Origin of the sequence: Escherichia sp. E4702 (genome assembly GCF_963883545.1) — a bacterium.
Taxonomy (GTDB): Bacteria; Pseudomonadota; Gammaproteobacteria; order Enterobacterales; family Enterobacteriaceae; genus Escherichia.
Map to the genome: position 1 here is coordinate 1 of NZ_CAWORF010000022.1, position 22602 is coordinate 22602.

Annotated in this window: 21 protein-coding genes and 1 pseudogene; 6 read left to right on the plus strand and 16 right to left on the minus strand. The window is 48.5% G+C overall.

Annotated elements, in window-relative coordinates; translation table 11 throughout:
- A pseudogene (locus AACU94_RS15310) lies at window positions 1-174 on the plus strand (IS110 family transposase); the annotation flags it as partial.
- A gap of 182 nt (window positions 175-356) precedes the next feature.
- Here AACU94_RS15310 and mak read toward each other — a convergent pair.
- Window positions 357-1265 carry a fructokinase gene (gene mak, locus AACU94_RS15315; RefSeq protein WP_135489707.1) on the minus strand — a complete coding sequence of 303 codons (909 nt, stop codon included), beginning with the start codon at window positions 1263-1265 and terminating at the stop codon, window positions 357-359.
- A 124-nt stretch (window positions 1266-1389) separates the two neighbouring features.
- Between mak and rdgC the strand changes: the two genes are divergently transcribed.
- Entirely contained in the window at window positions 1390-2301 is a 912-nt protein-coding gene (rdgC, locus tag AACU94_RS15320; RefSeq protein ID WP_135489708.1) for a recombination-associated protein RdgC, read from the plus strand.
- A 144-nt stretch (window positions 2302-2445) separates the two neighbouring features.
- On the opposite strand, the gene AACU94_RS15325 is transcribed toward rdgC, so the two are convergent.
- The 6 genes from AACU94_RS15325 to AACU94_RS15350 form a co-directional block, all read right to left on the minus strand.
- The gene (locus tag AACU94_RS15325) at window positions 2446-4725 is read right to left on the minus strand and encodes a DUF2773 domain-containing protein (RefSeq protein WP_135489713.1); all 2280 of its coding nucleotides are present in this window, start codon (window positions 4723-4725) and stop codon (window positions 2446-2448) included.
- A 144-nt stretch (window positions 4726-4869) separates the two neighbouring features.
- Window positions 4870-5154 (minus strand): pyrimidine/purine nucleoside phosphorylase, encoded by a 285-nt coding sequence (gene ppnP, locus AACU94_RS15330; protein WP_064527100.1) that lies wholly within the window; start codon window positions 5152-5154, stop codon window positions 4870-4872.
- Between the two features lie 71 nt (window positions 5155-5225).
- Window positions 5226-5903: an AroM family protein gene (locus tag AACU94_RS15335; protein ID WP_130206197.1), complete on the minus strand. Its 678-nt coding sequence runs from the start codon at window positions 5901-5903 to the stop codon at window positions 5226-5228.
- 253 nt (window positions 5904-6156) lie between these two features.
- A complete protein-coding gene (gene yaiA, locus AACU94_RS15340) occupies window positions 6157-6348 on the minus strand; it encodes a protein YaiA (RefSeq protein ID WP_130206195.1) in 192 nt (63 codons plus the stop codon).
- A 28-nt stretch (window positions 6349-6376) separates the two neighbouring features.
- On the minus strand, window positions 6377-6922 hold the full coding sequence (gene aroL, locus AACU94_RS15345) for a shikimate kinase AroL (RefSeq protein ID WP_130223263.1): 546 nt from the start codon (window positions 6920-6922) through the stop codon (window positions 6377-6379).
- A gap of 182 nt (window positions 6923-7104) precedes the next feature.
- Complete coding sequence (locus tag AACU94_RS15350; protein WP_130215406.1) at window positions 7105-7563, minus strand: YaiI/YqxD family protein; 459 nt, start codon at window positions 7561-7563, stop codon at window positions 7105-7107.
- A gap of 119 nt (window positions 7564-7682) precedes the next feature.
- Here AACU94_RS15350 and proC point away from each other — a divergent pair, with 119 nt between their 5' ends.
- Complete coding sequence (gene proC, locus AACU94_RS15355; protein ID WP_135489715.1) at window positions 7683-8492, plus strand: pyrroline-5-carboxylate reductase; 810 nt, start codon at window positions 7683-7685, stop codon at window positions 8490-8492.
- Window positions 8493-8508: 16 nt separating this feature from the next.
- Here the strand turns inward: proC and adrA are convergent, their stop codons facing one another.
- From adrA to iraP, 4 genes are all read right to left on the minus strand, one after another.
- The gene (gene adrA / locus AACU94_RS15360; RefSeq protein ID WP_130215402.1) at window positions 8509-9624 is read right to left on the minus strand and encodes a diguanylate cyclase AdrA; all 1116 of its coding nucleotides are present in this window, start codon (window positions 9622-9624) and stop codon (window positions 8509-8511) included.
- Between the two features lie 100 nt (window positions 9625-9724).
- Complete coding sequence (gene psiF, locus AACU94_RS15365; protein WP_130206185.1) at window positions 9725-10045, minus strand: phosphate starvation-inducible protein PsiF; 321 nt, start codon at window positions 10043-10045, stop codon at window positions 9725-9727.
- A gap of 118 nt (window positions 10046-10163) precedes the next feature.
- A complete protein-coding gene (phoA, locus tag AACU94_RS15370) occupies window positions 10164-11579 on the minus strand; it encodes an alkaline phosphatase (RefSeq protein WP_135489716.1) in 1416 nt (471 codons plus the stop codon).
- Between the two features lie 100 nt (window positions 11580-11679).
- A complete protein-coding gene (iraP, locus tag AACU94_RS15375) occupies window positions 11680-11940 on the minus strand; it encodes an anti-adapter protein IraP (RefSeq protein ID WP_064527081.1) in 261 nt (86 codons plus the stop codon).
- A 464-nt stretch (window positions 11941-12404) separates the two neighbouring features.
- Here iraP and ddlA point away from each other — a divergent pair, with 464 nt between their 5' ends.
- On the plus strand, window positions 12405-13499 hold the full coding sequence (gene ddlA / locus AACU94_RS15380; RefSeq protein ID WP_135489717.1) for a D-alanine--D-alanine ligase: 1095 nt from the start codon (window positions 12405-12407) through the stop codon (window positions 13497-13499).
- A 250-nt stretch (window positions 13500-13749) separates the two neighbouring features.
- Here the strand turns inward: ddlA and AACU94_RS15385 are convergent, their stop codons facing one another.
- On the minus strand, window positions 13750-13962 hold the full coding sequence (locus tag AACU94_RS15385) for a DUF2754 domain-containing protein (RefSeq protein ID WP_130206179.1): 213 nt from the start codon (window positions 13960-13962) through the stop codon (window positions 13750-13752).
- 260 nt (window positions 13963-14222) lie between these two features.
- On the opposite strand from AACU94_RS15385, the gene AACU94_RS15390 reads away from it, so the two are divergent.
- Window positions 14223-14531, plus strand: coding sequence for a YaiY family protein (locus tag AACU94_RS15390; RefSeq protein WP_130215394.1), 309 nt, complete (start codon window positions 14223-14225; stop codon window positions 14529-14531).
- 52 nt (window positions 14532-14583) lie between these two features.
- On the opposite strand, the gene yaiW is transcribed toward AACU94_RS15390, so the two are convergent.
- Together yaiW and sbmA are read right to left on the minus strand one after the other, a co-directional pair.
- Window positions 14584-15678, minus strand: a complete 1095-nt coding sequence (yaiW, locus tag AACU94_RS15395; RefSeq protein ID WP_135489719.1) for a surface-exposed outer membrane lipoprotein YaiW — start codon at window positions 15676-15678, stop codon at window positions 14584-14586.
- Window positions 15679-15690: 12 nt separating this feature from the next.
- Window positions 15691-16911: a peptide antibiotic transporter SbmA gene (gene sbmA, locus AACU94_RS15400; protein ID WP_135489721.1), complete on the minus strand. Its 1221-nt coding sequence runs from the start codon at window positions 16909-16911 to the stop codon at window positions 15691-15693.
- Between the two features lie 351 nt (window positions 16912-17262).
- Here sbmA and ampH point away from each other — a divergent pair, with 351 nt between their 5' ends.
- On the plus strand, window positions 17263-18420 hold the full coding sequence (gene ampH, locus AACU94_RS15405) for a D-alanyl-D-alanine-carboxypeptidase/endopeptidase AmpH (RefSeq protein WP_130215388.1): 1158 nt from the start codon (window positions 17263-17265) through the stop codon (window positions 18418-18420).
- Here ampH and iprA read toward each other — a convergent pair whose 3' ends face one another.
- Together iprA and ehaB are read right to left on the minus strand one after the other, a co-directional pair.
- On the minus strand, window positions 18421-19044 hold the full coding sequence (iprA, locus tag AACU94_RS15410; RefSeq protein WP_135489723.1) for a hydrogen peroxide resistance inhibitor IprA: 624 nt from the start codon (window positions 19042-19044) through the stop codon (window positions 18421-18423).
- A gap of 87 nt (window positions 19045-19131) precedes the next feature.
- The gene (gene ehaB, locus AACU94_RS15415; RefSeq protein WP_135489725.1) at window positions 19132-22080 is read right to left on the minus strand and encodes an autotransporter adhesin EhaB; all 2949 of its coding nucleotides are present in this window, start codon (window positions 22078-22080) and stop codon (window positions 19132-19134) included.
- Window positions 22081-22602 lie beyond the last annotated feature (522 nt).

The window sequence follows — 22602 nt, forward strand, 5'->3', positions numbered from 1 at the left end:
GCCACCAGTAAGACTGAGTGGGGACGGGCGTTCCGCGACCGTCTGGCGGCTAATGGCAAGAAAGGAAAGGTGATTCTCGGCGCGATGATGCGCAAGCTGGCACAGGTGGCGTATGGAGTGCTGAAGTCAGGCGTGCCGTTCGATGCGTCACGGCATAATCCGGTAGCGGCGTAAAATCGCGGAAGGGATGAAAAAAACAGCGCCTGACGGCGCTGTGTCTGGCATGCCTGCAATCCGGGAGACTGGACCAGGAAAAAACTTGCAGGCCGTAACAGTATCTACGGCTGCTTATTTTGTAGGCCTGATAAGACGCGCCAGCGTCGCATCAGGCATGATGCACCAGTTGCCTGGGTTTTTTACTCTTGCGGCCATAACCATGCGGCGCCGCGTACGCCGCTCGAATCACCATGCTTCGCCTTACGCACGGGCGTTTCACATTCGCCACCGAAGACAAATTGTTTAATCAGCGGTGGAACTGTTTGATATAAACGGTCAACATTGCTCATCCCTCCGCCCAGGACAATCACATCCGGGTCGAGAATATTCACCACATGCGCCAGCGACTTCGCCAGTCGTAGCTCATAACGACGTAATGCCAACTCAGCAACCGGATCGTTTTCTTCAACCAGGCGGATAATTTCACTGCCTTTCAGCGCATATCCGCTCAAATGACGAAAATCCGTCGCGAATCCCGTGCCCGAAATAAAGGTTTCAATACAGCCTTGTTTACCGCAATAACAAGGGACTTCCTCGCGATAACGCAGTTCGTCTTCGTCCATCCACGGTAGCGGATTGTGTCCCCACTCGCCTGCCGTGCCATTGCCGCCAATATGCGCCCGCCCATTGAATGCCACGCCCGCGCCGCATCCCGTGCCAATAATCACAGCAAATACCGTCTGCGCTCCCGCTGCCGCGCCATCTACCGCTTCCGAAACCGCCAGACAGTTGGCGTCATTTGCCAGCCGCACTTCCCGCTGCAACCGCGCGCTTAAGTCTTTATCGAATGGCTGACCGTTAAGCCAGGTTGAATTGGCATTTTTCACCACGCCGGTGTAAGGCGAAATCGAGCCTGGGATCCCCATCCCCACTGTTCCACGCTGTCCTGTCGCCTGCTCCGCCATCTCTACCAACGTGGCGATCGTTTCTATGGTCTGCCGGTAATCATCACGCGGCGTAGGCAGACGATGACGGTACAACTGCTCCCCTGCATCGCCCAGTGCAATCACTTCAGTTTTGGTGCCGCCTAAATCGATACCTATACGCACGGTACTCTCCTTATTTTTTTCAATATCAATAGCGTAGAGACGGACAACCGGATTGGCAATGCAAGGCCGCCGACAATTCGTTATCATGCCCGCTAAATTTAACGACAAGGCCGTGGAAATTATCATGCTGTGGTTCAAAAATTTAATGGTTTACCGTCTTAGCCGCGAGATTTCGCTGCGTGCAGAAGAGATGGAAAAACAGCTAGCCTCGATGGCATTTACCCCATGCGGCAGCCAGGATATGGCGAAGATGGGCTGGGTTCCTCCGATGGGATCGCACAGCGATGCGTTAACGCACGTTGCCAATGGTCAAATTGTTATCTGCGCGCGCAAAGAAGAAAAAATTCTCCCGTCTCCGGTCATTAAACAGGCGCTGGAAGCGAAAATCGCCAAACTGGAAGCTGAACAAGCGCGTAAGCTGAAGAAAACCGAAAAAGATTCGCTGAAAGACGAAGTGCTGTACTCTCTGCTGCCGCGTGCTTTCAGCCGTTTTAGCCAAACCATGATGTGGATCGACACGGTGAACGGTTTGATTATGGTGGACTGCGCCAGCGCCAAAAAAGCGGAAGATACGCTGGCACTGCTGCGTAAAAGCCTGGGGTCGTTACCGGTTGTGCCATTGAGCATGGAAAACCCGATTGAACTGACGCTGACCGAATGGGTTCGCTCCGGTAGTGCGGCACAGGGCTTCCAGCTGCTTGATGAAGCCGAGCTGAAATCGCTGCTGGAAGATGGCGGCGTGATCCGCGCGAAGAAACAAGATCTGACCAGCGAAGAGATCACTAATCACATTGAAGCCGGAAAAGTGGTGACTAAACTGGCGCTCGACTGGCAGCAGCGCGTTCAGTTTGTGATGTGCGACGATGGTTCGCTCAAGCGCCTGAAGTTCTGCGACGAACTGCGCGATCAAAACGAAGACATCGACCGCGAAGATTTTGCCCAGCGCTTTGACGCCGATTTCATCCTGATGACCGGCGAACTGGCAGCGTTAATTCAAAACCTGATCGAAGGATTGGGTGGCGAAGCGCAACGTTAATAGCTGGTTTGCCTTCAATGCCGGATGCGACGCCTCGGTGCGTCTTATCCGGCGTACGAAGCCATGCCAGGCATTAATCTAATCATTCGCTACGTCGGGTAATGATTTTTAACGCTGCAATATTGTGTGTTTTACGCCGTGACCTCATTTTAATTCCTCAAGCTTATTGCGCGCTTCACTGCGAATTTGCCGTGTCGATCCGGTTTTAACTAATTCACGTAATTGTTGTGGATCCGGATGATCGGCAAATAACAGTAATGACGGATCCTCTTTTAACCACGCCGTTTTCACCTCAGCAGGCAGTTGCGGATTGGCAATCGCTCCCTGACGATCCTGCGGTGTAACCAATGCTGTGAATGCGGAAGTCGGCGTATGCGCATTAATCAACGCCGTTTTACGTAATTGTTCATGCCGACTTTGCAGTAATGCCAGCCAAAACTCATCATCAGGCTTATCTGTCAGCTTATCCAGCTCGATTAAAATAACGCTATCATCATCATTCCAGCGACGTAATCCTCTATCACACTGCCTACGATTACTATTTGTCATGTCTGTAACAGACAGCGCCCAGTCAGCATTAAAGCGATATTGCTTATCAAGACGGGCAATAATCTCTGAGGGTAAATCATTTTTATCAAATAACTGATTGCGCATCCGGTAACGATATTCAGCTGGTAAATCAGGCAGCAAATCGATGGCGTCATTGAGCATTGCTTCATCTACCATGCCATTATCAATCAGTTCCAGTTGTATATCATACGCCTGCTCCTGATCTTCTTGCCGTTTGCTCATTATTAATTGCAATGTGCGCTGCCACAATTTTTTCTTATATTCCAACGGCAGCAGTTTATCGTGTGCTAATTCATTCCAGACAGCGGGGTTATCATGATGTGTCAGAAGATAGTTAATCACTTCAGTTGACGTCAGATAACGCGCACCTTCACGTAAATGTTGTATATCTTCTTTTGCCAGCGACAGTTGACGCGCTTCAGGTAAAGCAATAAATAATGCCATCACGATATTTTTATGGTCTTTATTATCGAGATACATTTGATCTGCAATACGTTCAATATCGGGAATACTCATGTTTGCAGAAAGCCGCGTAACTTTGAGTTCCGCAAGGGCATGAGCTACGGCTTCACGGACCTTAAGTGATTGATCGTTACTCAGCGCCACGGCTTGTCGTGTAGTCAAATCGGCACCAGCAATTCGTTCGCGTAGTTCATCATCATCGCTATTTATCAGTTCATCCACCACGGATGCTGGCGCCAGCCACGCGTAATCGTACTGGCTGACTAACGTCTTACGCACAATCGGAAACGGACTCTGACTTAATAGGGCAATGATTTCCGGAGAAAGATTATCCTGTCTGGCCTGCTCAAGTTGGACGCTCTCGACAGGAGTCGACATTAATTTTTCATTCACTTCTGGTGAAATATCGCTATTTTTAATCAGTCCTTTCGCCACTGCCTGGTCTTTAATAAAAGGCGCGGTGAGTAAATGCATTTGCCTGGCGGGCCAACGCTGCGCCATATATTCTCGTGTCTGGTCATCAGGATGCTGTAGCAATTGCAGCATAACATCAGTTGGTAGACTCTCCATGCGAGTCAGAAAACGCGCCACCAGCGGATCTTCATGCTTAACGTTGCCAGCCGCAAATTTTTCGACCTTGCCCTGTTCAATCCACTGCAATTTTTCACTTAGCCCCGATACAGGTGTATCGCGAAACAACGGCAATCCCTGGACAATACTGGCCGCTACACTGTCATAATCAGGATAGGCATTTAAAACATTGTCGGTTTCAATTTCAGTAATCTCATAGAGATCGGGCTCAAACAGCGAATACGCTTTTCGAATATTCGCATCCCAGTCATAATTTTCATTGCTGGTATCTTCGTTGATATAAAACTCAGCGTTATTAACCTCAAATTGCGTCGCCTTGTCTGAAACAATAATTCCGCGAGCCGTAATACCTTTCATTACTTCAAAGTTATGATCATTATAATCAGCATAGACTAAACCTTTCGCTTGCATCTCACCTTTGACGTATGCGAAATCATGATTAATAAAGTTGTCGACAATCACATTGCCCAACACAATGAGTTGACCATCACCTGCCGAATAATCATCATAATCACCATTAATGGTTAAATTCCCCTTGACCACCAGGGTATGCTTATTACTAAAATTGCTGGGTATTGATAAATCTCCATTATGATAATACCAACGAATGTTATTTTTAAGCATATAAGAGGCTTCCATACTATCATCGGTTTCCTCTTTAACTCCATTACGTTCTTCTGCGGTCATGATATGGAAATCTGACTTAATAAGATCATCGCTAGTGATCCACTCAGCAGCGTAAACATTTTCGGTGGCAATAAATACAACCATACAGATGATCAATATTTTTATTTTATTCATAATCTTCACTGATATTAATATCAACCTTGATAGATTATGAATATATCGAAAATAGAAAAATTAGCAGCAATGGAGATTTTATTATTCGTGAAATAAGGAATATTTCAGAAAAATGCCCTCCCATTCAGACGGGAAGGCGCGATATTACAGATAGCGGCACAAATAGGAGGTCGGTTCGGCAACTTGCAGATGGAACTCGCTGTGGCCGGGAACATTAAATACTTCACCAGCTTCATACACGCGCCAGTCGGTAGCGCCAGGCAGCAAAACATTCAGCGCCCCGCTGACCACCGTCATCTCTTCGGGTTCCGCAGTACTGAACGTGTATTCACCTTCAACCATCACACCGACGCTGGCGCGGCCAGTATCGCTGCTGGTAAAGCCGATCGATTTCACTTTTCCGGAAAAGTATTCGTTACTTTGAAGCATAAACTGGCCCTGTCAGGTGGTTTAACATCTTCTTCACTATAGGGGCCAAAGGTGCTAACTGTCACGTAAAATTACACCAGCAATTCCGCCGCCAGCCTTGCAATCAATACGTTAGAGAGCAAAACAGGTACATCGAGCTTTTTTTGCAGTAAATCGCGATGACGCTGATTAAATCCTAAACAATCCAGCATGATGACATCCGCGCCATTCGCCAGCAATTCTTTCCCGGCATCAACGATTTTCTGTTCAGAATCATGAATGGGATTTCCCAGCGAGAATAGTGGTGTTCTCTGCAAAATTTGCCATTTTTGCGCCTGAACGGCCAAAAGCTCTTCTACTGGAACAATAACACCGACCTGGTGACCTTCAACAATGGAGGAAACCAAGGGGGGGAGAATGCGCAAAGGTTCGAGGAAGATCGTATTTCGCGCTGTCATATTGCTAATGTTGGCCGTACTCATTAGCAAAATAACGTCATAATCCTGATTATCGAGTACCTCAATCACGCTTTGTAGATCACGCTCCACTTTACGGCGTGAAACGTGGGCCAGCTGGTTGTCATTTAATAATGTCAGAATAGTTTCTTCGCCTGCTTCTGGCGCATACTCCGCCATCACCTCTTCGCGGCTTAATTTCCCCAGCAGGCTATGATGGGAAATATTATTTTCGTCAATGTACTCCGTCAGAAGCGGCAAAACTTCATGCATTGGTACAATGCCGATGGTCAGAATCGCCAACGACGCGCTCATTGTCTTCCACCTTTCTTTTTCGTCGTTAATTACCGGGCAAATACTAAGCACCACTGCGGGCGCTTGCCGATGCTACAAATGCAAAAAAGCGTAGCAGCAGACGCGCACGGCATAATGTAAAGATTCCCAATAGTTCCAGTAATGGATTGTTATTGTTTAATATTCTAATTATTTGAAAAACATGAATTGTGAAAAGTGTGATGCAGGTCCGTTGCAATAGCACTCAGAGTCCCTTCCGAGCAGTCTGATGCGGTCACTCTTTATCAGGATCCTCATAGCGTTTTTTAGCATCCATCGCCTCCTGGGCCGTAGGATGTTCGCTGATCAAAGAGTCTGGTTTGGGATGATCGGCTCGCAGCTGATACCAGGTCACAGTCTGTCCTTGCTGGCCTTTTTCTACCGTAACAATTCTGGCTTCTCGGGGATAAGGCGGTTTCGTTGGCATTGTTCTTCCTTATTTCACGGGATGAACATTAAGTATAGGTGCCAGGACAATGACAGTTTGCCGTTTGTGCCAAAGCGGTTCGAATTTCAGAGATCACCTGACTGGGTTCGTTGTTAGCATCGACGATAATATGCGCAACTTCACGATATAATGCATCGCGTTCTTCCAGCACTTCCTGAACTTCTTCACTTAACGGTTTTCCTGTGAGTGTTGGCCGTAAATCCTCTTCTGGCGCTGCTTGCAGACGATTTACCAGCACTGACACCGGCGCGCACAAGTAAACCACAATCCCGTTATTACGCATGTAGTGGCGATTAAATTCCGTCAGAATAATACCGCCGCCCGTCGCGATAACGGTGGATGGTGCAGTTACTGCTTCCAGAGCTGCGCTCTCCCTGGCGCGAAATCCTGCCCACTCTTCCCTTTCGACGATCTCTGCTACCGTCATATTGAGTTGTGATTGCAACCATTGGTCGGTATCAACAAACCGACAGTTGAGCGAATCGGCAAGGGCCATTCCGACCGTTGTTTTACCACAGCCCCGAGGCCCGATCAGAAAAAGAGGTTGTGTCATCGTGGGTTTTCCCCAAAAGGTCGCAATGCGGCGAAAGCCGGTTTCGTAAGAATAACGATCATACCATCAAACTAGTACAATTTCGATTGTAAAGAAATAATTCCACTTAAGGAGTGAACTTCAATACATTCCTTACTATAACAAGAAATGAGCGAGAAAGAAGTGTAAATAATATATTACATTTACGAACAGTTACGTTGAACTTCCAGCCACCATTTTTCAAGTTCAGCCGCAAATGCCTGGCGGTCACGTTGCGAAAGGCTATCTGGTCCTCCGGTCTGGATCCCGCTGGCTCTAAGGGTATCCATAAAATCGCGCATCGTCAGACGTTCACGAATAGTCGCAGGTGTGTACCGTTCGCCACGCGGATTAAGTGCTGCCGCGCCTTTCTCGATGGCTTCAGCAGCCAAAGGAATATCTGCGGTTATTACCAAATCGCCCGCCTCACACTGACGTACAATTTCATTATCGGCCACGTCAAAACCTGCCGCGACGCGCAGCGTGCGAATAAACCGCGATGGCGGCACGCGTAAACTCTGATTTGCCACCAACACCAGCGGCATCTGCATACGTTCTGCCGCGCGATACAGAATCTCTTTAATTACATTGGGACACGCATCGGCGTCCACCCATATTGTCATAAGGCTATCCTCTGTTGGGTAATCTTCTATTGTGTCGCGCTTTTGCCTTCCGGCATAGTTCTGTTTATGCTTCTGACCAGGCGCTTTTCAAAATAATGAATTCACGGCAGGAGTGTGCAATGGAAAAGAAAATCGGTTTTATTGGCTGCGGCAATATGGGAAAAGCCATTCTCGGCGGTCTGATTGCCAGCGGTCAGGTCCTTCCAGGGCAAATCTGGGTGTATACCCCCTCCCCGGATAAAGTTGCCGCCTTACATAAACAGTTTGGTATCAACGCTGCAGAATCGGCACAGGAAGTGGCGCAAATCACCGATATCGTCTTTGCTGCCGTCAAACCGGGCATCATGATTAAAGTCCTTAGCGAAATCACTTCCAGCCTGAATAAAGACTCTCTGGTGGTTTCTATCGCCGCAGGCGTTACGCTCGAACAACTTGCCCGGGCGCTGGGTCACGACCGGAAAATTATTCGCGCCATGCCGAACACCCCCGCGTTGGTCAATGCCGGGATGACATCCGTAACGCCAAACGCGTTGGTCACTCCCGAAGATACTGCCGATGTGCTGAATATTTTCCGCTGCTTTGGCGAGGCGGAAGTCATTGCTGAGCCGATGATCCACCCAGTGGTTGGCGTGAGCGGTTCTTCGCCAGCCTATGTCTTTATGTTTATCGAAGCGATGGCCGACGCCGCCGTGCTGGGCGGGATGCCACGCGCGCAAGCTTATAAGTTTGCCGCCCAGGCGGTAATGGGCTCCGCGAAAATGGTGCTGGAAACCGGCGAACATCCGGGCGCCTTGAAAGATATGGTCTGCTCACCAGGAGGCACAACCATTGAAGCGGTACGCGTTCTGGAAGAGAAAGGATTCCGTGCCGCGGTGATCGAAGCGATGACGAAGTGTATGGAAAAATCAGAAAAACTCAGCAAGTCCTGATGACTCTCGCCGGACGTCAGGCCGCCACTTCGGTGCGGTTACGTCCGGCTTTCTTTGCTTTATAGAGCGCCATATCGGCCGATTTCAGCCACTCACGGTAGTGACTCATTTGCGGATTCAGCGGCGCGATACCGACACTTATCCGTAATATCACCTGCGGCGTATTTGGCAGGCGTAATGCATTTAATCCTTCATGCACACGTAACATGGCGGTAATGGCGTTTTCGGCTGGCGTACCTGACATAATTACCGCAAATTCATCACCACCAAAACGACCAATCACATCGCTGCCACGCAGGGTAATTTGTAACTGTCGGGTAAGGGCAACGATGGCTTCATCACCCACATCGTGACCCCATGTATCGTTGATACTCTTAAAATGGTCGATATCAATAATCAATAGCGTCGCATCGCGATTGTGTCGGCGACAGTTATCAAACTCATTACGTAGCATGATTTCCCAGTGACGCCGGTTGTAAACGCCCGTCATGCCGTCGCGGGTACTCATGACCTGCAATCGTCGTTTATGTTCAGCCAGTTTGGTCGCTGTCTGGTAGCTAACCCACCCAAACAGCAGAGGATAAATGACGATAATGGGAAGGGAGAGCCACCATTCCAGCGGCGCACTCTTGAGCGACACAGTGATCCCCGTGAGTTCGAGTGTGACAAGGCAGGAAACGACCATCAACACCAAACCGGCGACAAACAGACGGGGGCCGCCTGCCCCCATCAAATTCAGGCACATAATCATCAGCATTGCGATCGAAGGCAGCACGTTTACGCCCATCACGCCTACCCACATACCGGCTAACACTGCATCAGTTTTTAAGTTGTATATTTCCCGGCCAAGCGGATCAACGGCCCTGCTCGCCAACTGCCAGGCTAAATGTGGCCAGACAAATGCCCAGCCAACCAACACCAGCCACCACCAGCCTGACAGCGGGTGCGAAACCAACGTCGAGGCGATTGGTAAGAACATCCCAGCCAGTCCTACCGCCCGCGGTAGTCTGACGCGACGGGCGAAGCGCAGCCCGGATCGCTGATGTTCGTTTTGAGGAGTTATTGGTGGTATCTCCCCGTGTGCCGCCGCTTTTTTGTAAAAATTTTCATCATTCATTATTTTTGGGAACATTCAGAAACAATTTTCCCAAATTATAGAGATGGGGCGAAAGGCGGGAGTATGATATTTCGGGTGAGCCATTTTCTTAACTCACCCGTTAGCACTATAGGTATTACGCGGCTTTCTTGAGGCAGGTACTCATAAACTTATTACGATCATCACCTTTCAGAGATTGCTGCGTCGCCTGACTATTACATTCGCGCATCTTCTGCTGCTGCGGTGTCAAACTCTTTTCACCGGGCGCAGATTTGCTGTTCTTCAGGCAATCACTCATGTATGTCTTACGGGCATCCCCTTTCAACGCCTGCGCTGTTGCCTGTTGATTACAGGAGGTCATACGCTGTTGTTGTGGGGTTAACGTTCTCTCGGCAGCGCCGACAGTGGTTAAAAAAACCAGGCCGAATAGCAGGGTAACCAGTAATGTTATTTTCATAGCACCATCCCTCTTCACATTTTAACCAGGAGCGTTTGCGCCCTTGATCTGCTTTTAAGTCTGGTTGCTAACAGCAAAAAAACCACCCGACAGCCCAAATTAGCCGCCGGGTTCGGTGTTATTTCAGCCCCAGTGCAGCTTTCATGGTGTAGAAGAGATCGGTCTGATCGGTCAAACCAACCACATTCGCAGCGTGCGGACCATATGCAGCAATACGCAACTGGCTACCGGTATGCTCTTGTGAATCCTCTTCGGAGTTCCCGTAACTCATCACCATCACTGCGCCATCTTTGGTGTTTAACGCCTGAGTCAGACCCGGCGCTTTGGTATCTGGCGCGACAATCTGGCTGGCGTGGGCGTGGTCAGCGGTGACCACCACCAGTGTGTTGCCATCCTTTTTGGCAAATTCCAGCGCCCGCTGTACGGCTTCATCGAGATCGACCGTCTCGCCAATTTGGCCACAAGGATTCGCGGCGTGATCCTGTTTATCGATCGACGCACCTTCAACTTGCAGGAAGAATCCTTTCTCATTTTTGCTCAGTAGTTCAATGGCTTTATCGGTCATCTGCGCCAGCGTAGGCACACTGTCATTGCGTTGCGGATTCGGGGTACAGGTGACTGCGGGCTTATCGATATTACCGTGGTACGTTGCTTTCGGTCCTTGCCAGCGCACTGGCATATTGCCGTCAGCAAACAGTCCAAGCAGGGGTTTTTGCTGGTTCGCTTCCGTCACCGCATTCAGCGATGCGGTATCGCTGACTAACTGATAACCACGCGCCTGTGCCTGTTCACGCAGCGTTTTTCCCTGCCATTCACCGGCGGTTGCCGTTTCAGCAAAGGTTTTTGCGCCGCCGCCAAGCGTAACATCGGCACGGGCGTTAAGCAGTTGTTCAGTAATCGATCCTTTTCCACCTTTTTCCAGCGCGTTGCTCGGGCATTTTTCGCTGGTAACGCTCGGGCCATAGCATTTGCGCGAGGTCACATGCGCCACTAGCGCGGCGGGAGTGGCATCCTGTATTTCAGCCGTTGAAACGTTGCCGGTCGCCAGCCCTGCGGCTTTTGCCAATTCCAGAATCGTTGGATGATCTTTTTCATGAATATCGACACCCAGCGCGCCGTTATACGTTTTGACGCCAGTTGACCAGGCCGTTGCTGACGCTGCGGAGTCGGTCACGTAGTCTGGTTTTCCGGTATTTTTATCCAGCGCATAATGGGTGTATTGTCCGGTAAGCGGTAAGGCATCGATCCCTTTAAAAAAACCGCCCGCGCCTTCAGCATAATTGCGTGCGGCAGTGATTTCCGAATCCCCCATCCCATCACCAATCAATAAAATAATATTTTTCGCGGGTTTATCGCTAAGAGAATCGCGTAAGGCAGCTGTCTGATCGCTCGTTAATCGGCGAGCACCGCCAGGTGCGGTAATATCCCCCTGTGCCGCCCGGTTTTCCAGAATTGGCATCTCTGGGGTCCGGGCTTTAGTAACAGGGGTAAACAGTAACGGCAAGAGAGCCAGTGCAATAGTGCTTTGTTTCACTTTATTTTCTCCATGTACAAATACATTAAAAAATAAAAACAAAGCGACTATAAGTCTCTGGCATGACAGCATTATGACAACGGTTGGAGGGCTTAACTTTTTACTGACGAGGATGCCTCAATAACTTCTTTACGTAATCGCGCAGCAGCTCCGTATCGTCATCAGGAATGCTGGCATCGGGCTTTACCGAGTATAGCGCCCCTTCAACCTGATCAATCAACCGCTGTTGGTCATTTTGCGCCATATTGCGAAGCATCGCAGTAACGATAATCTCTAGTGCTTCGACCTGCGCGCACAATTCTTTCGACTCCTCTTCCTTTTGGGCAAGCTTAAATAACAACTCAGCAATGAGATTTTTCATATCTGTATTTCCTTATCCAAAGTATGGAGAAGTTAACATTATGTTTCACAACTGCATAGAGTCTTGATGTAGTATTTTTATGACAGAGGAAATAGTTTTTAGCAAATATTTTTTTTCACATTTATCAGCGAAACGTTTCTCTATTTTTAAATAATTCCACACATAAAATATAGGTATTTAATTATTAATGTTTTTTATAATAAAAAGTTATAGAATATATCCTCTTGGTTAACTTATTATTAAGTATAATAACCATCCGGCCAGCAATTCACACCAGGAATAAATTAGTTTCCCGTTCATCATTTTTGTGATTTTGCGCACATAATTTAGCCAGCGATGAATCTTCCCCCGCAAGCTGCACGGTTTATCAGCAGAAGATTGCAACAAACTGTCAGAAGGCCGCGAATCCCCCGTTTTGTCGTGGTAATGTATGCTCTTTGTGTTCTACGGGATAGGTTTTTAAGATGGAAAAACTGCGGGTAGGAATCGTTTTTGGTGGAAAGTCAGCAGAACATGAAGTGTCTCTGCAATCGGCAAAAAACATTGTCGATGCCATTGATAAAAGTCGCTTTGACGTTGTGCTGCTGGGCATTGATAAACAAGGGCAATGGCACGTCAGCGATGCCAGCAATTATTTGCTGAACGCAGACGATCCTGCCCATATTGCGCTGCGCCCTTCGGCCACCAGTCTCGCGCAGGTGCCGGGTAAACATGAACATCAACTTATTGATGCGCAGAACGGCCAGCCGTTGCCGACGGTGGATGTCATTTTCCCAATTGTCCACGGTACGTTGGGTGAAGATGGTTCCTTGCAGGGAATGCTGCGGGTCGCCAATCTACCGTTTGTCGGTTCCGATGTTCTGGCTTCTGCTGCATGCATGGATAAAGACGTCACCAAACGTCTGCTGCGTGACGCTGAATTGAACATCGCGCCATTTATTACCCTGACGCGCGCCAATCGCCACAAAATCAGCTTCGCCGAAGTGAAGTCTAAACTTGGGTTGCCGCTGTTTGTAAAACCAGCTAATCAGGGTTCCTCTGTTGGCGTCAGCAAAGTGACCAGCGAAGAGCAGTATGCCCTTGCTGTCGATCTGGCGTTCGAATTCGATCACAAGGTGATCGTTGAGCAAGGGATCAAAGGTCGTGAGATCGAATGTGCGGTTCTGGGTAATGACAATCCGCAAGCCAGTACCTGTGGCGAGATCGTACTGACCAGCGATTTCTACGCCTACGACACCAAGTACATTGACGAAGATGGCGCGAAAGTGGTGGTTCCGGCGGACATCGCGCCGGAAATCAACGATAAAATTCGGGCGATTGCCGTTCAGGCTTACCAGGCGTTGGGATGTGCTGGCATGGCGCGTGTAGACGTCTTTTTAACGCCGGAAAACGAGGTGGTGATCAACGAGATCAACACGCTGCCAGGCTTTACCAACATCAGTATGTATCCGAAGCTGTGGCAAGCCAGTGGCCTGGGCTACACCGACCTGATCACGCGTTTGATTGAGCTGGCGCTGGAGCGTCACGCAGCGGATAACGCATTGAAAACCACCATGTGATTTTTGGATGCCCAATAACTTTTTTGTTGGGCATTTCAGGCTGATGGCAAACGTAAGATTGCCTGATGCGCTTCGCTTACCAGGCTTACCAGGCTTACCAGGCTTACCAGGCTTACCAGGCTTACCAGGCCTACCAGATAATTGCAATATACTGATTTTGCACGATTTTGTAGACAGGACAAGGCGTTTACGCCGCATCCGGCATAAACAACGAGCACTTTGCCAGCACTCCAGAACGCCCAATCTTCTGTTATTGGGCGTTTTCAGTATCGTCATCGCGACGACGAATAATCAGCCCCGCCAGCCAGAAACTCATCACCCACGTCACCAGACCGACGGCATAGGTCTGCCAACCTTTAGCTTCAAACCCCAGCAACCCCACCACGCCATTAAGAATGAATATAAGGCCAATGGCGAACGCATAGTAATGCCAGTCGCGGCGGATTTTTACAGGCAGATTCATGGCAGCTCCGTTAACGAAAAACAACATCCTTGCATATTCTGCAACATCCGTCTGTGGTGTAGACAGCATTTCCAGAACCGTTAAAAAAATTTAACTTAAGGTTGCAATTTTGTGACTCATAACGAAGATTCTCGCTTCGGGAATATTCCCAACACCAATTTACCATGATTCTGATATTGACAATCCCAATGACCTGTCAGACTTGCCATAAGCCGCTGGTATCACACCAGAAGAGAAGCAGATGACTTCCGGAGGTTTTTATGGCTGATTTCACCCTGTCAAAATCGCTGTTTAGCGGAAAATATCGCGATGCCTCTTCAACGCCTGGCAACATTGCCTATGCATTGTTTGTGCTGTTTTGCTTTTGGGCTGGAGCGCAATTGCTGAATTTGTTGGTACATGCGCCAGGTGTCTATGAGCATTTAATGCAGGTCCAGGAGACAGGCCGCCCACGGGTGGAAATTGGTCTGGGAGTCGGCACCATTTTCGGGCTGATCCCGTTTTTGGTTGGCTGTTTCATCTTTGCGGTGGTTGCGGTGTGGCTGCACTGGCGACATCGCCGCCAGTAAGATTTATTTTGCCAGATGCGACGTAAACATCTGGCCTACGATTATCTATTGGTCACGGCTTCATACAGCGCGCTCGTCTTTCATCGACGCGCTTCGCAAACCATGCGGTGGTAAGGTTACGGGTGATTTTCGGGCTTTCCAGTTGAATACCGGGCAACATTTCACGCGGTAGCGATTTACCCGTTTTCGCTTCGGCGAGTTGATAAACCTTCTTATACAACGCCGTCTCTTCAAAAGAGAAACTATCCCCTTTCTCGAGCTGACGACGAATTTCGCTGTCGCTCATTCCCAGTTTGTCCGCCAGCTTACGCGTCGCCAGTTCTGTTTTACCCGGCTCTTTACTGTCATAACGAATCAAATCACCATCCAGCGCCAGCTTCACGCCGCTGGCTTTGCTGACCGCATTCTGAAACGCGGCATTACGACTGGCGTACCAACCGGCATTAAAATCGGCGAAACGGAAAATCGGCGCGCTATAGCTGGCAGGATAATTGAGTAAATGGTAAGTCCCGAACCATAATCCGCCGCGACGACTGAAGACCTCCTGACGTACCGTACCGTCCATTTTCCACGGATACCCCCTGGTATGCTGTTCGGCAAAAGCAATGCTGACCTGCATCGGCCCACCGGTGCGCACCGGGTTAAGCGAACCAAACAGCGTCTGCCCCATCGGCACCATGCTGATCAGATCGTCAAAAATTGCACTCAGCTGCTTTTCCGTGCGCACGGAATCTAACCGTTCGCTGTAGCTTTTACCGTTTGGCGATTTGATTTTTAGCGCGGTATGAACCAGAAAAGCAGGAATGTGCATCCGTTCGGCGCGGCGATCAATCTCTTGCCAGGCGATTTTACTTAATCCAGGAACGACCGGATCTGCCTGATAATTTGACTCCTGCTGCGCCACCGCCAGCACCGAGCAGACGTTTTCCAGTGTCGGTGCCAGCCCCTGGCTTTCAAAAGTGGTGGCAAGATCTTTCGCCCAGGCATCGCGGTCTTTTACGCTGGCGGGTAACTTCTGCCGCACCACGCTCGCCACATCTATCGCTTTTTCGCCCTTTTTCAACGGCTGTGGCGCCTGATTGCTACACCCCGCTAAAACCAGAACCGCCAACAATGAAAGCGAAGACAGATGATTGACTCGCGACATTACCTCTCCTTTTTAACTCAATGTATGGGTTACTTCCTGAATTTTGTCATTATCCAGTTCATGTTCAAAGCTGCGCAGACGTTTGTAGATCGACATCAACTCGACCAGCGTGGTCCATGAGTTAATCAGATACTGGAAAGCGCCGCGAACCTGACCAAAAACGTTGGTTATTTGGGTCATCAGGCCGAGCGTAATCGTACCGGCAACAATCGACGGAAACAGCAAGAACAAACCGAAAACGTTATCGACCTGCAGGTAGAGAATGCGGGCAATGTTGAAATACATATAGTGAAAATAGAGGCGGAAATAGTTCTTCCGTACCGCACTGAATAACTCGCGCACCGTTGGCGGTGTCGCACGCGTGGCGTCGTCTTCACCATAGACCAGCTCTTTACGGTAAGCTGCCTCTACTCGCTGGTTTTTAAACTCAAGTCCCGGCAGTTTGATCCCCACAACCGCCAGTAATCCGGTCCCCATCAGCGACCAGATAATCGCGGCAATCACCAAACCATACGGAATGTGCCCCACAATCGGCAACTCTGGCACGTGCGCGGAGAGCGTCACCAACACCGGCAAGAAGGCGATCAGCGTCATGATGGCATTAATAAAGCTGACGCCCATATTCTCAAGCGTTGAAGCAAAACGCATGGTGTCTTCCTGCACACGCTGCGCGGCCCCTTCGATATGGCGCAGTTGCTGCCAGTTCGCCATGTAGTATTCGTTCATCGCCGTACGCCAGCGAAACACGTAGTGGCTGACAAAGAAATTGTTCAACACACTGATAACCACCGCGATCAGTGCTATCCCCAGAAAGACGCCCACCTCGCGATAAAACTGTTCGATGGTCACTTTATGCGGCGAACTGAGCGCGGCTTGAATCAGGTCATAAAACGGTGCATACCAGGCGTTGACTGCAACCCCAACTTCCACCAGAAACCAGGTCACGAAGATAATTAGCGCAGTGCCGAGTATTGACCAGTATTGCCAACGATGTGGGCTGTAGATAAACCAGAACAGCGCAAAAAGTCCTACGCAAACAATGTAATAAGCGTAAAAAACCAGGAAGTCTAACGACCAGAAACGGGCAGCGCTAATCGGTATCTGCCCGGAAGCCCCGGTGATGTGGGCAACCCAGTCACCGCCTCCCGCTTGCCAGAAGATGACGGCAATCAATGCCCAAACAAAGGCCGAGAGAAAAAAGGCTCCCGGTTTTGGGAAAAAAGACTTAAACATATGCTCTCCTGCTAGCTTCTTATCGTTTTAGCAACTGCTGTGTATTAACCGCATGGCCGCTTCAAAGAATCAGCCAAATGAAACCGCCCATTGTGACCAGCCGCGGGGCGCTTAGTTCGTCCTCCTGACGGGAAGAATTGTTTCGACGGATTTCACAAACAAAGGATTGTTTACATAAGCGCATTAACACGAACAGGATCACAAATGCAGACATTGGTGAGCAGGAAAAAGAACGTGTTTACGCGCCGTTACGTTTTTAACACTATTATTGCACTAATTTGCGCTTTGCAATCCATCAACGAGTAGTATAAATACGCTCAGTTACCTTCATTTAATTTATGGACACCACCGTTGAAACGTAGTCTGCTTTTTTCTGCCGTGCTGTGTGCGGCGTCATTGACCTCTGTCCACGCGGCGCAACCTATCGCCGAACCTGAATTCGCCTCTGATATTGTTGATCGCTATGCCGATCATATTTTTTACGGCAGCGGTGCCACCGGGATGGCGCTGGTCGTTATCGACGGTAATCAGCGTGTCTTTCGCAGTTATGGTGAAACTCGCCCTGGTAATAACGTTCGCCCGCAGTTGGATTCGGTAGTACGTATTGCTTCGCTCACCAAGTTGATGACCAGTGAGATGCTGGTGAAATTGCTGGACCAGGGGACAGTGAAGTTAAACGATCCACTGAGTAAATATGCCCCGCCAGGCGCACGCGTGCCAACTTACAACGGAGCCCCCATCACGTTGGTGAATCTGGCAACCCACACCAGCGCCCTGCCCCGTGAACAGCCCGGCGGTGCGGCAAATCGTCCGGTGTTTGTCTGGCCGACGCGAGAGCAACGCTGGAAATATCTTTCTACGGCGAAGCTAAAAGCCGCGCCAGGCAGCCAGGCCGCGTACTCCAACCTTGCGTTCGACCTGCTGGCGGATGCGCTGGCGAATGCGTCCGGTAAGCCTTATACCCAATTGTTCGAAGAGCAGATTACCCGTCCGCTGGGGATGAAAGACACCACCTACACACCATCACCGGACCAGTGCCGCCGTTTGATGGTTGCCGAGCGCGGTGCCAGTCCGTGTAACAATACGCTGGCGGCCATTGGCAGCGGCGGCGTTTATTCCACACCTGGCGATATGATGCGCTGGATGCAGCAATATTTGTCTTCTGATTTTTATCAGCGCAGTAACCAGGCGGATCGCATGCAGACGCTGATTTATCAGCGTGCACAGTTTACGAAAGTGATTGGCATGGATGTGCCAGGCAGAGCGGATGCTCTCGGTTTAGGCTGGGTGTATATGGCACCGAAGGATGGACGTCCGGGTATTATTCAGAAGACCGGTGGTGGCGGTGGTTTCATTACCTATATGGCGATGATCCCGCAAAAAAATATCGGTGCGTTTGTGGTCGTGACCCGCTCACCATTAACACGGTTTAAAAATATGAGCGATGGCATCAATGATTTGGTGACCGAACTTAGCGGGAATAAACCGATGGTCATTCCCGCGTCCTGATTAATACTCTGAAGGCAAACGGTTGATAGCGACCAGTTTGCCTTTATTCATTTCGATATAGCCGCCCTTGCGTAAAGCCGCAAGAACTTCTGCCACGACGGAACGTGATATGCGTGTACGTTGATGGATATAATTCATTACGCCAATGCGTGATCGTAATTCATCACTCCAATCAATCATTGATAATAGCGTCGCACGGATTTGCTCGTAGGAATTATGCCCAATGAGTTGAACGTCGCGTAATTCCAGAATTTTATTTTGCCAGGCTAACCAGTAAAAAGCGTCGCGCCAGAGTTGATGTTGTTCAATAAGAGTAATGGTTTGTTTGGCTGGTAGATGATATCCCGTACAGTTTCCTTCTGATATTAATTTGTATGGTATATCATTTTTCATTAAACCATCAGCCAGTCCCATAATATAGGGGGCTTGCGTAATACCGATAAGTACATTTTCTTCTCTACGGAGAGAGATAACACCTTCTAAAATAACGAATGTGTCTTCGCTGTTTACATCACTGGAGAATATGACTTGTTTTTCATTATTAAACTCGAAGCGCGTGCCGTATCTGGACAAACATTTATCGAGCTTACCAAATTCCTGAAGAGGTTTAACTACAGATAACATTTGCGCGTCCTTTGCAGTAATGCCCGTCAAATCCTTGACGGGCATTATTTAGATTAAATTACCAGTATTTCTTCAGAGTGAAGAATATTACCAGGTATATTTAACACCCACGTTCGCGGACCAATCTTGATCTACGTCACCACCACCGAGGTAGCTAGCATCGGTATAGGCGCTGAAGTTCTTGGTGAAGCTGAACTGAGTACCCAGACCAACACGTACCGCAGACCCTTCAGTACCGTTATCGATGGAATCGCCGTTCACATCGTTATCGTTGTTAGAGTCGTCGTAGACGTAAGCCAGTTTGAAGTACGGAGTCAGAGCCTGGTCTTCGCTGTACGTGAAGGTATAACCTGCATCTACACCCAGTTCATAACGCATGCTGTCGTAAGACTGACCGTCAACTTTCATGTCGTTGCTCAGCTGGTAGTCATCACCAGACTGGAACAGACCAGAAATGCTGCCGTAAGGAGTTACGTAACCAGCATCACCCAGTTTGAAGTCGTAACCGGCTTTCAAACCGAAGCCCCATGCGTCAGAGTTGGTGCTACCGTCAACGTAAGTACCGTTGCTCATGGTTGCAGACAGATCGTTGTTGAAGTGAGAGTAGCTCAAGCTACCATCAACAAAGATGTTGTTCGCGAAGCGAGCAGAAGAGTAGATGTAGGCAGACTGGCTGTCTTGATCCACCTGACCAGAACGGTCATTCATGTCGCCTTTACCGAAGCCTGCAGCCGCACCGACGATCCACTTAGCATTGTTACCATCAATTTTGGTATCAACACCGACCATGATGCCGTTAACATCCTGATCGTAGTCAATGGTACCGTTGTTGCCGTTGAAGTTACCACCGAAGTAGCTTACCCATGCGCCACCGTTATCAGCCAGACCATGACGAGAGTTGGTCAAACGAGTACCAACGGTGTCTTGTTCCAGGTTCCAGATATTGGTGTTTGCAGACGGGATGCTCAGCGCCATGTTAGCGTAGTCAGTCAACTCGGTCTGATGCAGAACAACGGTGTTACCTTCCTGACGAGCTTCGTAGGTGTATGCACCCAGGTCAGCTTTGTTAGCAGCAGAGAAGGTAGCGTCGCTGTTTTTGTCGTTAACGTAGATCAGCTCGTTGCCGTTGTAGTCAGCGATAGAACCAGCACCAGTAGCGTTGTCGATACGAACTTTGTAGTTACCGGTTGCAGCTGCAACATGGTCACCATTGTTATCAACTTCGTTCTGACCAGCTTCGATAGAAGCAGTGTTATCGTTATCGCCGTTACCGTTAATAGTCAGGTGACCATCAGAGTTCATTGCGATTAAGCCATAACCGTAGTTTGACTTGGTAGTGTCGTTGGTACGGTCGTTGGTCAGGTCTGCATCAAGTACGAAGCGGTTGCTTTCGATGTTGAATACACCAGCGTGAATGTTACCACTGGTATCAGTGGTGCTGGTCAGGTTCAGAGTATCAACCTGAAGAGCATTCGCCGCGGTGTTACCTACATCCAGAATACCGTCGTTAGTCACTTTGATGTTGTTCGCATACAGAGCTGCATCACCTACAGCCCAACCAGCAGAAACTTCATCAGAGATGGTTACGGTACTGTTGTCGATAGTCAGTGAATCAGTTGCAACGTGACCATCTTCGTTGATGTTCAGCGCAGAAAGACCTGTCAGAGAGATAGAGTCAGAAATCAGCATTGAATCAGCAACATTAACAGTTGAACCACTGTTGATGCTCAGAGTGTCGATCAGAGAAGTTTTGGTGGTATCCCACTGTGAACCGGTGTTCAAGGTCACATTGAACAGACCGCTCTGGTAAACTTCGTTACCGATGATGTGATCAAATTCGCTGTATGCAGAGTCGCTATTTTCCACGCCCACTGTTGATAAAGGCCACAGGCTGTTAGCTGCGATGTCGATCAGAGTGGCAGTGGCTTCGGTATTGATATCATAGGTATAAGATTCATTTACACCATCGCCATCAATATCAACACCAACCTGATGTGCAGACATTGCTGCACCAACCCACTTGCTACCATTGTTCAGGGTCAGATCCAAGCGATCGGTACCATCCCAACCGTTAGTATCTACATCACCGTCAGCATCACGATAGCTATCACGACCATGTGGGAAGAAGTTCTCATCAAAGTTACTTGAGAAGAATACATCACCCATCAGTGTGGAATTATCGAATGTTGCAGTGGTCTGCATAGCGTTATCAGCATCAGGATGTGCAATAACGGCTAATGCGATATCATCAGCATTCCAGCCATTACCATTGTAATCACTGGCATTACCGGTATTACCAAACCAACCAGTAGTACCTTCATCAGTCCATGAACCAGAGGTCACGGTAGAATCTTTAACAGCGATGGTATTATTAAATACTTCGCTGCTGTTTACACCAGTGCTGACAGTGTTGTCGTCGATATCTTCCCACTCATAACCCTGAGTCAGCGTAATACCTGCTACGTGAGAGTTATTAGAGATGGACAGATCAACTTCCTGATCCAGAGTGATAGCCGTACCAATGTTAAATACGTTTACAACATGAGTATCAGCGGCATTATTGTAGGTGCCGTTATATGTATAGTGTTCGTAGTTGTCGTCGATCGTTGAGTTATCAACGGTCAGCGCCAGACGGTCATGGTAGTAATCATCCGCACGATCAGCACAATCAGTTGTCATGCACTCGGAATAAATCATACCGTGAATAGTGCTGTTTTTGATTGTCAGACTATTGGCGTTGGTATTAGTAGAAATACCGTCGTCCAGATAGTAGGTAGAAATTACGCCGTTAACGGTAGCGTTATTAATGACCGGGTAGATATCGCCGTTGTAATAGCTATCAGCGGCATAGTTGTTCCAGCCTACATAACCATCATAGTAAACGTCATCAGCATAAGTGGTGTCGTTGTAGTGATGAAAAGTATTGTAAGTTTGACCAGAAATATCGTTGGTCGCTGCATTAGCCTGAGAGGTGATAGCCAGAGTGCAAGCCAATGCTAATTGTGATACTACAAGTTTCTTTTTCCAGGAGTGCATTTGTCATCCCTCCTCAGGGACGTAATAAGTTGATCCATCAATTATCAATGCATAGAAAACATATTATGTTTCGCGCTAACGATTATGCTGCGTTACAGACGAATGGTTCAATTATTCTTTCCCCTAAGTCCGAATGTGGACATATATAAAAAACATCCGCACGCGCAAAGGAAAAATCGATAAAAACACAATATTTCAACACGTTAATGAAAGGGTTGATTTTGAAGCATAGCCTCTAAAAATATCAAACCAACAAATCAGATAAATAATTTATCAATAAACAATGAACTTTAAGCCATTCAATTTTTGACAGCCCAACCAAATCAACAAAAACAATAATTAAGAGTTATATATAAAAATTAAAAATATTTTCAGTGAATATAAAATCATTGCTATTTCTATTACAAAGATGTCCTGGCCTCTCTTTCATTCTCTTCTTATCAACATCGCGACAACTTTCGTAAAACACTCCGGCCCCGCTTCAGGTATACTGTGCACCTTAATTCCACAAACATCAGGCAG